General features: G+C 61.2%; 11 protein-coding genes. 5 read left to right on the forward strand and 6 right to left on the reverse strand.

Annotated features, from left to right (window positions below; translation table 11 throughout):
* Positions 1–70: 70 nt before the first annotated feature.
* The 3 genes from ACIQWP_RS25700 to ACIQWP_RS25710 are packed head-to-tail and all read right to left on the reverse strand — an operon-like array spanning position 71 to position 5,995.
* The gene (locus ACIQWP_RS25700) at positions 71–3,535 is read right to left on the reverse strand and encodes an error-prone DNA polymerase (RefSeq protein WP_402793638.1); all 3,465 of its coding nucleotides are present in this window, start codon (positions 3,533–3,535) and stop codon (positions 71–73) included.
* A complete protein-coding gene (locus ACIQWP_RS25705; protein WP_402793809.1) occupies positions 3,532–4,959 on the reverse strand; it encodes a Y-family DNA polymerase in 1,428 nt (475 codons plus the stop codon). Before ACIQWP_RS25705 ends, ACIQWP_RS25700 begins: the two co-directional genes overlap by 4 nt.
* A gap of 40 nt (positions 4,960–4,999) precedes the next feature.
* Positions 5,000–5,995, reverse strand: a complete 996-nt coding sequence (locus ACIQWP_RS25710; protein WP_402793639.1) for an ImuA family protein — start codon at positions 5,993–5,995, stop codon at positions 5,000–5,002.
* Between the two features lie 276 nt (positions 5,996–6,271).
* Here ACIQWP_RS25710 and ACIQWP_RS25715 point away from each other — a divergent pair, with 276 nt between their 5' ends.
* Positions 6,272–6,709 (forward strand): metallopeptidase family protein, encoded by a 438-nt coding sequence (locus tag ACIQWP_RS25715; RefSeq protein ID WP_047634048.1) that lies wholly within the window; start codon positions 6,272–6,274, stop codon positions 6,707–6,709.
* Between the two features lie 49 nt (positions 6,710–6,758).
* On the opposite strand, the gene ACIQWP_RS25720 is transcribed toward ACIQWP_RS25715, so the two are convergent.
* Positions 6,759–6,965, reverse strand: a complete 207-nt coding sequence (locus ACIQWP_RS25720) for a DUF1737 domain-containing protein (RefSeq protein ID WP_402793640.1) — start codon at positions 6,963–6,965, stop codon at positions 6,759–6,761.
* A 37-nt stretch (positions 6,966–7,002) separates the two neighbouring features.
* The gene (locus tag ACIQWP_RS25725) at positions 7,003–7,935 is read right to left on the reverse strand and encodes an HpcH/HpaI aldolase/citrate lyase family protein (protein ID WP_402793642.1); all 933 of its coding nucleotides are present in this window, start codon (positions 7,933–7,935) and stop codon (positions 7,003–7,005) included.
* Positions 7,936–8,046: 111 nt separating this feature from the next.
* Here ACIQWP_RS25725 and ACIQWP_RS25730 point away from each other — a divergent pair, with 111 nt between their 5' ends.
* The 3 genes from ACIQWP_RS25730 to ACIQWP_RS25740 all read left to right on the forward strand — a co-directional run bounded on the left by ACIQWP_RS25730 (position 8,047) and on the right by ACIQWP_RS25740 (position 10,186).
* Positions 8,047–8,283, forward strand: a complete 237-nt coding sequence (locus ACIQWP_RS25730) for a hypothetical protein (protein WP_047634044.1) — start codon at positions 8,047–8,049, stop codon at positions 8,281–8,283.
* Positions 8,284–8,479: 196 nt separating this feature from the next.
* Positions 8,480–9,088, forward strand: a complete 609-nt coding sequence (gene leuD / locus ACIQWP_RS25735) for a 3-isopropylmalate dehydratase small subunit (RefSeq protein WP_075853378.1) — start codon at positions 8,480–8,482, stop codon at positions 9,086–9,088.
* 279 nt (positions 9,089–9,367) lie between these two features.
* Positions 9,368–10,186: a sugar phosphate isomerase/epimerase family protein gene (locus ACIQWP_RS25740; protein ID WP_402793646.1), complete on the forward strand. Its 819-nt coding sequence runs from the start codon at positions 9,368–9,370 to the stop codon at positions 10,184–10,186.
* A 257-nt stretch (positions 10,187–10,443) separates the two neighbouring features.
* Here ACIQWP_RS25740 and ACIQWP_RS25745 read toward each other — a convergent pair whose 3' ends face one another.
* On the reverse strand, positions 10,444–10,737 hold the full coding sequence (locus tag ACIQWP_RS25745) for a GIY-YIG nuclease family protein (protein ID WP_402793647.1): 294 nt from the start codon (positions 10,735–10,737) through the stop codon (positions 10,444–10,446).
* A 305-nt stretch (positions 10,738–11,042) separates the two neighbouring features.
* Between ACIQWP_RS25745 and leuB the strand changes: the two genes are divergently transcribed.
* Entirely contained in the window at positions 11,043–12,155 is a 1,113-nt protein-coding gene (gene leuB, locus ACIQWP_RS25750; protein ID WP_402793649.1) for a 3-isopropylmalate dehydrogenase, read from the forward strand.
* Positions 12,156–12,275: the final 120 nt, after the last annotated feature.

Raw genomic sequence — 12,275 nt, forward strand, 5'->3', positions numbered from 1 at the left:
AAAGAAACGATTCATTTTGATCCATCCCAGGGCAGGCGGCCATCCGCCCTGGGATACGAAACCCGAATTCTCAATGAAAATTGCGGCCTCGCGGCATGACTCTCGCCGTTTCCACGCCATTGCTGCGGCTTTCCGTCGCTGGACCGGCATCGCGCGGCAACAGAGGGGGCTTCGCCTTCTGCCTGTGATCCATGGTTGGCCGCAACGCTTCATCCGCCCGATCGCTGACACCGAAACGCCTTGCCTCGCGCTGCAGGATGCCGAGCGCCGGCGTCATGTCCTCGATATGGTCGACCACCACATGGATGACGCCGCTCTCGCTCTGTAGCCGGCCGCGGATTTTCACCAGCCGCGCACCCATGACGATGGCGCGATATGCCTCGAACTTTTTCGGCCAGACGATCGCATTGGCGACGCCGGTTTCGTCCTCGAGCGTCATGAAGATCACCCCATTGGCCGAGCCCGGCCGCTGGCGCACCAGCACCAGCCCGGCGATCGTCACCATCCGGCCACTGGCGACGCCGGGCAGATCCCGGCTCTGCAGGACGCCCTGCCGCGCGAAATCATCGCGCAGGAAAGAAACCGGATGCGCTTTCAAGGACATGGACAGATAGCGATAGTCTTCGATCACCTGCTCACCGGGCAGCATCTCAGGGAGCAAAACCTCAGGCTCGACCTGCAGCTCCGCATGATCGTTGCCGAGGTCGAAGAGGGGAAGCTTTTCGGCGGCACTGCCGGCATCGAGCGCCCGAACCGCCCATAGCGCCTCCCGCCGGTTAAGCCCGATGGAACCGAACGCATCCGCATCCGCCAGCCGCTCGATCTGCGCCTTGGCAAGGCCGGAGCGCAGCCAGAGATCGCGCACCGACCGATAGCCATCGCCACGACGCTCGACGAGCTGTTTCATCTCATCCTCGGCCAGACCCTTGACCTGCCGAAAGCCAAGCCGGACGGCACATTGCGTCTTGATGATCTCGCGCATCGATGCATGCCGCGGCTCGACCGAACCCTGGTCGAAAGACGTCCTTTCCAGCAAACAGTCCCAGTCTGAAAGGTTGACATCCACCGGCCGCACCTCGACGCCATGCTCGCGCGCATCGCGCACCAGCTGCGCCGACGCATAAAAGCCCATCGGCTGGGCATTGAGGATCGCCGCACAGAAGACGTCGGGATAATAGGCCTTGAGCCAGGAAGAGGCATAGACGAGCAGCGCGAAGGACGCCGCATGGCTTTCGGGAAAGCCATATTCACCGAAGCCCTTGATCTGCTCGAAGCAATTCTTGGCGAACTCACGGTCATAATTGTTTGCGGCCATGCCTTCGATCATCTTCTTCTCGAAGGTATGGATGGTCCCGGTTCGCTTGAAGGTCGCCATCGCCCGGCGCAGCTTGTCAGCCTCCGCCGGCGTAAATCCCGCTGCCGTAATCGCGATCTGCATGGCTTGCTCCTGAAACAGGGGAACGCCCAGCGTTCGCTTCAGAACCTCCTTCAGCTCCGGGCTTGGATAGTCGAGCTCCTTTCCCGCCCGATGAGCTTCTCGCCGCTTGAGATAGGGATGCACCATATTGCCCTGGATCGGGCCGGGGCGAACGATCGCCACCTCGATGACCAGATCGTAGAATTCGCGGGGCCGCAGACGCGGCAGCATGCTCATCTGCGCCCGGCTTTCGATCTGGAAGACGCCGATCGTATCGGCGCGGCAGATCATGTCATAGACCGGCCCGCCATCGGGGTAATTGGCGTAACCAAGATCGGAGAGCTGCTTCTTCACGTCGTAATGCAGCAGCAGCAGGTCGAAAGCCTTGGCAAGGCAGGTCAACATCCCGAGCGCCAAAACGTCGATCTTCAATATGTTGAGATTATCGAGATCGTCCTTGTTCCACTCGATCATGTAGCGATCGTCCATCGCCGTGTGCATGATCGGCACGACCTCATCCAGCCGGTCCCGGGTGATGACGAAGCCGCCGACATGCTGGGTCAGATGCCGCGGAAACCCCATCAGCGTCGAGGCATAGGAAAGGACGTTTTGTGTCGTCTTGTCGGTGAGATCGAGACCGGCAAGTTTTGCCTCGCGATCAGACAGCCCCTCTGTCGACCAGCCCCAGACGCCGCTCGCCAGAGCCGACTGCACATCCTCCGACAGGCCGAAGGCCTTGGCCACTTCGCGGCCGGCCGAGCGGGCCCGATAACTGGTGACCGCCGCCGTCAGCCCGGCATGCTCCTTATAGTAATGCCTGTAGATGAACTGGATGACCTGTTCCCGCTTCTCATGCTCGAAATCGACATCGATGTCAGGCGGCTCCTCGCGTTCCGTCGAGATGAAGCGCTCGAACAGGAGCATCGTGATCTCCGGATTGACTTCCGTGATCCTGAGACAATAACAGACCGTCGAATTGGCGGCCGATCCGCGCCCCTGACACAGGATATTCTCGCTGCGCGCAAACTCCATGATGCGATGCACCGTCAGGAAGTAGGGCTCATATTGCCGCTCCCGAATAAGAGCGAGCTCATGATCGATCTGCTTGGCGACCTTGTCAGGGATTCCGTTGGGATACCGCCATTTCGCTCCCTCCCGCGTCAGCCGCTCCAGCGTTTCGGAAACGGTCTCGCCTTTAGTGCTTTCATCGGGATAATTATGCTTCAGCTCATCCAGCGAGAAAGACAGCCGGCTAAAAAACTTCTGCGTATTGGCGACAGCCTTCGGATAATCCCTGAAAAGGCGCGCCATCTCGGCGGCACCCTTCAGATAGCGTTCGGCATTGGCCGCCAGTTTGAAGCCGGCCTCGGCGATCGGCACATGCTCGCGGATCGAAATGACGATATCGGCAAGCGGCTTGCGTTCGGTGGCGTGATAGAGCGGCTGGTTGCTGGCGATCAGCCGCACGCCGTTGCGCAGTGCGATGATGGAGAGCGTGGCGAAGACCAGCCGATCCCGTCCGTCATAGGCGGGCGACAGGACCATATGGAATTTCCGGCCGAAGCGCATCCATAGCCGCTTCAGGCATTGCTCCAGCTCTTTCTGCCCTTCCGTCGTCTCGACGCTATCGGCATCGGGCACGAGCGCCAACATCATCTCGTCGCCCCATTCCACGAGGTCGCTTTCATTGAGGATGCAGGTGCCTTTTTCGCCGCGCAGATTGCCGGCGCTCAAAAGCCGGCAGAGATGCGCCCAGCCCTTGCGGTTCTGCGGGAAGGCAAGGATGTCGGGCGTGCCGTCCGAAAACACCAGTCGGGCGCCGGGCTGGAAAGGGACCGGCTTCAGAAGCGGCTTTTCCGGCTTCCCCTTGGCTCGAAGCTCCAGATTTTCCTCGACGGTCCTCTTATACTCCGCCTTGAGAACCCTGGTATGCGCATACGCCTTGACGACGCCTGCCACCGAATTGCGGTCGGCAATGCCAAATCCGGACAATTTCAAAATGGCGGCCTGCGCCACCATCTCTTCCGGATGCGAGGCTCCCTCGAGAAAGGAGAAATTTGTTCTGACCCCAATCTCGCAAAAGGGTACGGGTTCGTGAAAGCTCGGGCGCGCGTTCATGCGAAGACCCCATGCATATACCAGTCCGGCGTCGTCCCGCTCCGGTCATAGAGACCCTTGCGGAACAGCCAGAAACGATGGCCCTCTTCATCCTCGACCTGGAAATAATCGCGGGCAGGCTCTTCCTTTTCCTCAACCCACCATTCCGCCGAAAGCCGCTCCGGCCCTTCGGCCCGCTGCACGCGATGCATGACCCGCCGCCAGCGGAACTGCCGGGGAGGGCCGTCGGGCACTTCGGCGGCAATAGCTTCGATCGGCTCCGGCATGCGAAACAGCCGCAGCGGCCGTTCGCCGCGGAAGAAGCCATGGCCGGCATCTTCTCTGCCGGTCCGCCGCTTTAAAGCGAGAAGTGCCATCGCCGGCATCGGCCGCACGGCCCGTTCGGGGATATGGCTCTGCCTGAGCTCGAAACCCTGCAGGCAATCCGGCCCCAGCCGCGCGGCCACCCGGTCGACAAAGGCTGAAAGCGAGCCATCCTGGCGGTCGTCTCCGACGAAATCGCCTTGTGTCGCATCGAAAGGCGCATGCTGAAGGACATTGAGGCGGACGATCTCGAAACCGTAACCGACATCGAGATCGTCATGAATGGCGGTGAAGCGCTCGTTAAACAGGCTGGCGATCCGGCTCGGCTCCCGCAGCGGCTGCGATGCGCCGGCGGTGATGCGGAAGACCGCGCCGTCCACCCTGAAGAGCAGGAGCTCGAAGGAACGGCCGCCGATGCCGCGTGCCTCCAGCCCCGGCTTCAGCGTTTCGCCAAGCTGGCGGGCAAGCTGGAGAATATCCTCTTCCGCCTGCACCGGCTCGGCCAGCCGGCGCTCGGCCGACAGTTGCGCGACCGGACGGCGCGGCGAGATCGGCTCCTCGACGAGGCCGATGGCCTGATCGAGCCGCAGAAGCAATTGCGCGCCGAAGCGGCGGGCAAGCGGCGCGCGCGGCGCAGCCAGAAGGTCGCCCACTTGTTTCAGGCCCATCTTCTGTAACGCCGCAACGGTCTCTTCGCCGAGCCTCAAGGAGGAGACCGGCAACGGTGCCAGGGCTTCCTCCATGGCCTCCGGAGGAACGATACGGCTTTCCTCAAAACGGGCAACCGCCCAGGACAGGCCGGGCGCGGAGGAAATGGCGCCGCGCACGTCGAACCCCAGCCGGGAAATCCGGACCAGTATGTCCTCGAGCAGCGTCTCTTCGCCGCCGAAGAGATGGGCGCAGCCGGTAATATCGAGAAACAGGCCATCCTTGCCGTCGATCGCCACCAGCGGCGTATAGCGGTCGCACCAGTCGGCGATCGCTTCCAGAAGCTTGCGATCCGCTGCCGGGTCCTCCTCGACGACATCGAGATCGGGGCAGATCGCCTTTGCCTCGGCCACGCCCTGACCCTGCTTCAGGCCGATCATCTCGGCCCGTTCGTTGAGAGCGGTCAGCCGCATGGCATTGTTGAGCTTGCCGGCGCAAGCGAGCGGCGGCGCTTCAAGCCTGCCTGTCGAGCGCCAGGACAGGCCCCAGCGTTTGCGCGCGATACGGTCGGTCGGCAGATGCGGAAAGGTCAGCGCCAGAATGCGCTGCGTGTTCGCCGGGAAAGGCAGGGCGTTCAGCGTCGGGGGCAGGGGCAAAGCGGCGGTCATGGGCATTCCACTCCAGGGTTATGGAAAGGGGCGCCGGGTTTCGGCTCTTTTCCAAGGTCAGACGAAAGGCCGGGTGACCGATGCTGCCGCCAAGCACCGATCCGTCCGGCAGGGGCCGCGCCTGCGCCGGCGCGGGTTCGACGGAAAAGCGGAAGAGGGCGCTGCTCGCTTCCTCCTCGCCTCCCTGTCGCAACAGAAACAAGGGCCGTCCCGCCGCCTTGGCCCTCAGCGCCAGCCGCCGGCTTTCGGTCAGGCCGAAACGCGTGGGATTGCCGCGCACTTCCAGAATGACGACGGCAAAGGTCGCGCTGGCAAGCGCCGCCTCCGCCACCCAGAGCGCATCGTCCAGCCTGCGCGGCGATGCCTGCAGGAAAGCCGCAGGCTCCAGCCCGAAATCGCTGATGCCGATGGCATAGGGCAGGCCCGCCTCCATCGTCGCGACCGTATCGCCAATCCACAGGACCGGAGATGTCGCTGCGTCCGTATCCGACGCTTGCGCATGCAGCCGCGCGGCAAGCGCAAGGGCAAAGCCGCTCGCCACCCCGGCATCGCGCAGGCCGAGCGAGCGGATCTCCGTCAGCCCATCGAGCGGCAGACCGCCTTGCAACGCGGCGTCGAGATCGTCGACGCCGATCGGAAGGAGCGGCTGCGCAAGCATCGGCTGGATAGGCGTGAGCTGGGCAGGCATGGGCTTCGCAATGCCTGCCGACCTCATGGCCGACTTATCCGCCAGCATCTCATACGCTGCCGCGGCCAGAGCCGGGATCGGCCTGCCTTCCAGTCGGGCAATGGTTTCACGCAGGGCAAAAAGCGTTTCCCGCGCCACGGCGGTCTCAGCCATGACGTTAGCTCCAGATCGATAATGTTCCTGTTATGTTCTTATGGATTCCAGAGCTTGGAAAAAGAGTCAACACCAATTTATAAGAAAATATTCCTTTGCGTAGAGCCGGGTGATCTTAGGTCCATCCGACCTGAGATCCGAATCCGCTCTGGAATCAAATAGGTAGAGCACGATGTCGTCCGAAAACCGCTCAAACACTTTTCGTCATCATGCTCTAATCTACTCTCGTAAAAGCAGCGCAAAGTCTCTATATGACCAGCCAAGGAAGGAATATTCATGGCTCGCGTCGACCAGAGCGAGGATTGGCGGGACCGCCACTCGCCCTCCATCAGCACATTCGAATCTCTGGCAATGGAGGCCTACAGCCACCTGCCGGACGAATTTCGCTCGCTCACCGGCAACCTCGTCATTCTCATCGAGGATTTCCCGGATGACGAGGTGTTCGAGGATATGGCGCTGGAAACACCCTTCGACCTGCTCGGCCTGTTCGAAGGGCGCGGGATTTCAGAGCGTTTCACCGCCCAGACCGGGGATATGCCCAACAAGATCCGCCTCTATCGCCGACCGATCATCGATTACTGGGCTGAGAACGACGAAACCCTCGGCGACATCATCACCCATGTCCTGATCCACGAGATCGGCCACCATTTCGGCCTGAGCGACGAGGACATGGAGCGCATCGAGGCGAGCGCCGAAGAAGCGACGGATCGCTGATACCGGCTCCGACTGCAAAGCGGCCGGGGTGAAGAACTTCAGTCGTCGCTTACTGCTCGGAAAGCTTCATGTCCGGATCATAATCCTTGCCCACCACTTCCTTGACGACGGCCTGGCCGCACTGCATCTGGCCGGTCGCGGCATTGAAGGCATAGGTCGGCGAGCCCGACAGCTCCCAGCCCTTGTTCAGCGCAGCACTCACCTTGTGGCAGAAGGAAGCGTCGTCGGGGCCGGTGAGAAAGCGGTAGAGTTTCATCAAGGCATCTTTCTTGCTTGGCCAGACAATTTGACCATCAGACGTCGGTGCGAGGCGTTGCGGCAGCACCCGAAGAGCGCTGCTCGATCAGGCGAGCTTTATGGACGAGTCTCTCCGCCTGGACAAGGTGCAGCCGCTCCACCATCCGCCCGTCAAGGTTCACGACATTGAGAGCGTCGGCACCCGGCTCGGCGAAGGCTGCGATGATGGCCTCCGCCTCGGCAATGGCTGTTACATCCGGGCCGAAATGCCGGTTGGCCGCTTCGATCTGGTTCGGATGGATCAGCATCTTGCCGCAAAAGCCCATGGCGATACCCTGACCGCATTCGGCATCGAGCGCTGCCGCATCCTTGAAATCGTTAAAGACGCTGTCGATGGCCTCGAGCCCGTAGGCGCTGACAGCCAGCACCACCTGCATCAGCCAGGGCACGAGATAGGGGCGGCCGGGCTGCGGCAGGACGCCCGTTTCCTTCCTGAGATCGTTGAGGCCGACGACGAAGCAATCGAGCCGGCTGCCCGTCGTGCGCCCCGCCTCGGCGATCGCAGCCGCGTTCAGAATGCCGCGCGGCGTCTCGATCATCGCCCAGATGCGCAGGCTTTCCGGCGCATCGGCTTCCGCAAGCCAATCGCCAACCATCATGACATCCTGCGGCTCGTCCACTTTGGGCAGCAGCACCGCATCCGGTTCCAGTTCCGCGACCAGCGCCAGGTCGTCGGCGCCGAAATTGGAGGAAAGCGCATTGATGCGGATGATCCGCTCCTTGCCCGGCAGCGGCGAGGCCGCGAAGAAGGCCCGCAAATTCTCCCGCGCCTCGGCCTTTTTCTCCGGCGAAACGGAATCCTCAAGATCGAAGATGACAGCATCGCAATCGAGGCTGAGGAGCTTTTCGAGAGCGCGACGGTTGACGGCGGGAACGCTCAAGACCGAACGACGCAGACGGGCGGGGCGGGAAGGGGAAAATTCGTTCATTGTGCCGTTTTGCCGCGCTTTCAATCGCCAGGCAAGTCAACAAAAAGCCATGCTCCTCTTGCAGAGGGAAAAGAAGAGGGCCACATTGCTGAGAGTAGAGAGGTCTCGACCATGCAGAATATCCGTTCCCTGTTCATTGCGCTTGCCGGTATCACCGTGTTTGCAGCCATGGCGTTGTTTACCGTTTCGATCACGCTTGCCGTGGGCGGTATCCTCACCGTGCTCATGGCAGCCCGCGCGATTTCGCTGCGCATGAAGCCGGCGCCGGTCCGTGCCAAGGCGAAGACGAACGGCCAGCGCGAAATGCGCATCTGGAACGACGGTCGCGGCACCATCATCGATCTCTGAGATTGAAGGCAGGACAGGGGCGGCCCGTTATTGCCGGCCGCCATACCCGTTTGCGTAACCCAGGCCTTGCCCTGAAAGGCAAGGGCGACCAAGACGCCGCGTTTTAGGGCATATCCAAGATTCTCCTTCATTTCGGGCCGGATTTGCTCTATTGGCAGGATAATTCGTGCTTAGACGAGAATGAAGGCAGGACCCCATGGACAAGTTCGTGAAGTTGACTGGCGTCGCAGCGCCACTCCCGGTCGTCAATGTCGATACCGACATGATCATCCCGAAGGATTATCTGAAGACCATCAAGCGCACCGGCCTCGGCAAGGGGCTCTTCGCTGAAGCCCGCTACAACGAAGACGGCACGCCGAACGAAGATTTCGTGCTGAACAAGCCCGCTTATCAGAACGCCAAGATCCTCGTCGCCGGCGACAATTTCGGCTGCGGCTCCTCGCGCGAACATGCTCCCTGGGCGCTGCTCGACTTCGGTATCCGCTGCGTCATATCCACAAGCTTCGCCGACATCTTCTACAACAACTGCTTCAAGAACGGCATTCTGCCGATCAAGGTCAGCCAGGAAGATCTCGACAAGCTGATGGACGATGCCTCGCGCGGCTCCAACGCCATTCTGACGGTCGATCTGGAAAATCTCGAAATCACCGGTCCGGATGGCGGCTCGCTGAAGTTCGAGCTCGATGAATTCAAGCGTCATTGCCTGCTGAACGGCCTCGACGATATCGGCCTGACGCTGGAAAAATCTTCCGCGATCGACACTTTCGAAAAGACGAACGCCGCATCGCGCCCCTGGGCCGCCTGATCGGTTTTACCCTATTTTTGCGTTTCGAAGCCGGGCCTTACAGCCCGGCTTTTTTCATGCGGACATAAGCGAATCCCTCTCCCCGCAAGCGGGGAGAGGGGACCACTCCGCAGTTACGGCACCCCAGGAGCGAAGAACGCAAATCTCGGAAAGCTGATCAGACAGCATCTTTCCCCTCCGCTGTAATATGATCGACAAGAAGGGGGTCCATATAGGCCTGCCGAGACCTTCGGGCCTCTCCTCCCGTCCTAATTCCTCTCCACACACTGGAGCTTCTCCATGACCTCCCTTCCTATTGTCGGCGCCGCCATGACGCTTGACGACGTCGAAACCCATCGCAACTGGCTGCTCGAAAAGCCGCGCGATCTGGAGCTGCAGAGCTTCGTCGAAGCCGAAGTCCTGAACGGCGACTGGCAGCCGCTCGCCGAGCGCGCCCGCAAGCTGCTCGACGGCCATCAGGGCCGGCTCGGCATCCACGGCCCGTTCTGGGGCTTCGTCATCGCCTCGCAGGACCCGGATATCCGCGCCGTGGTTTCCAAGCGCCTGCTGCAGGCACTCGACGTCTGCGCCAATATCGGCGCCACGCAGATGGTCATCCATAGCCCCTATACGTCGTGGTCCTACAACAACCTCGACAACAACAAGGGCGAGCGCGAAAAGATCATCGAATACACGCATCTGACGCTGAAGGACGCCGTCAAGCGCGCAGAAGACATCGGGCTGACCATGGTCATCGAGAATATCGAGGACAAGGACCCCCATATCCGCGTCGGGCTCGCCGACAGCTTCAATTCGTCTGCTGTCGCGGTGTCGATCGACACCGGTCATGCCCATTACGCCCATGGCTATACCGGCGCACCGCCAGTCGACTACTACGTCCACGCCGCCGGCAACCGCCTGCAGCATGTCCACCTGCAGGATGCCGACGGCTATGCCGACCGCCACTGGAGCCTCGGCGAAGGCAACATCCACTGGCGCGCCGTCTTTGCCGCCCTTGCCAAGCTCAACAGCAATCCGCGTCTGATCATCGAGATCAAGGACAAGTCGAAGATCCCGGCATCGGCAGCCTACCTCGCTTCGCTCGGGCTGGCTGAGTAAACAGACTCACTACCCGCCCTCGTGGTTCGAGACGGCCCTTCGGGCCTCCTCACCATGAGGGCTAATCCCCTCATCAGACTTTCAACTCATCTCGCCCTCAATCCGGAGTTTGCCCAAGGGTGAGGTTGCTGAAGGAGAATTTGTCGGGGGATTGGGATATGCCCCATGATGACGCCGTGCCGCCTCCGCCCTCATGGTGAGGTGCGAAGCCCGAAGGGCGTAGCCTCGAACCACGAGGGTCGGCCCCTAAATCCCGGTCATTTTCGCGCAGGCCCCCGCCGGGATAATGCCGGCAGCGCTTCATAGTCCAGCGCGATCAGCGCTTCTTTTTTCCGGCGTGACCAGCCCTTGATCTGCCGTTCACGTGCGATCGCATCAATGATGCGGTCATAGACTTCATGGAACACCAATTCGACTGGTCGCCGCTTGATCGTGTAGCCATCATAAACACCCGCATTATGTTCCCACACGCGGGCTTCGATCCCTTGTTTGGTAAGACCCGTGTAATAGGAACCGTCGCTGCAACGCAGAATGTAGACAGTGACTTCCATGACAAGGCCTTCGGTTCAAGGTAGCTCAATTTCTACCACTGGATGCATAGAGCGATCAATTCTTTTCCCTTACCCACCCTCGTCCTTCGAGGTTGCGCACCTCAGGATGAGGGTGGAACTGACTCTGGCGAACGTAAAAGATCAGCTCTCATGGTGAGGAGGCCCATAGGGCCGTCTCGAACCACGAGGGCGGGCGATTGCCGCAAAAGCCCGAAAACCGTACCGTTTAGCCCCCTTCCTCGCTTGAAAAGCCGCATTTGCGGGTCTAAAAACCCCGCAACTTTTTCTTTTGCGGAGGCTTTCCCATGACAGTGCGCAATCTCTTCCTCCTGCCGGGCGACGGCATCGGCCCCGAGGCCATGGGCGAAGTTCGCAAGATCATCGCCTATATGAACGAGGCCAAGAACGCCGGCTTCGTCACCGACGAAGGCCTTGTCGGCGGCAGCGCCTATGATGCGCATGGCGCGGCGATCTCCGATGCCGATATGGCAAAGGCAATGGCGGCCGACGCCGTGCTCTTCGGCGCCGTCGGTGGTCCGAAGTGGGATGCGGTCCCTTACGAAGTTCGCCCGGAAGCCGGTCTGCTGCGCCTGCGCAAGGATCTGCAGCTGTTCGCCAACCTGCGCCCGGCCATCTGCTATCCGGCGCTTGCGTCTGCTTCCTCTCTGAAGCCGGAGCTGGTCGACGGCCTCGATATCCTCATCATCCGCGAACTGACAGGTGGCGTTTATTTCGGCGAGCCGAAGGAAATCATCGACCTCGGCAACGGCCAGAAGCGCGGCATCGACACACAGGTCTACGACACCTACGAGATCGAGCGCATTGCCGGCGTCGCTTTTGAGCTGGCGCGAACCCGCAACAACCGCGTCTGCTCGATGGAAAAGCGCAACGTCATGAAGTCTGGCGTGCTCTGGAACCAGGTCGTCACCGCGACGCATAAGGAAAAATATGCCGACGTGCAGCTCGAGCATATGCTGGCGGACGCCGGCGGCATGCAGCTCGTTCGCCAGCCGAAGCAGTTCGACGTCATCGTGACCGACAATCTGTTCGGCGACATGCTGTCCGACGTCGCCGCCATGCTGACCGGCTCGCTCGGCATGCTGCCGTCGGCCTCGCTCGGCGCACCAGACGCCAAGACCGGCAAGCGCAAGGCGCTCTACGAGCCCGTACATGGCTCGGCGCCCGACATCGCCGGCAAGGGCATCGCCAACCCGATCGCCATGATCGCCTCCTTCGCCATGTGCCTGCGCTACTCCTTTGGCCTGGTTTCCGAAGCCGATGCGCTGGAAAAGGCGATCGCCAACGTCCTCGACAGCGGCATCCGCACCGGCGACATCATGTCGGCAGGCAGCCGCCAGGTCGGCACGGCCGAGATGGGCGACGCCATTCTTGCCGAATTCAAGGCCTTGTCGGCATAGGCCTACGGCATAAATCGCCTAGTATATTTCACGTGAAACACGAAAGCCCCCGTTCTTCGCCGGAACGGGGTTTTTCATTGCAAGCGAGATAGGCTCATCTGAGCCCACGCTCGCCGCTTC

The organism is Rhizobium sp. NPDC090279 (assembly GCF_044769665.1).
Classification (GTDB): Bacteria; Pseudomonadota; Alphaproteobacteria; order Rhizobiales; family Rhizobiaceae; genus Rhizobium.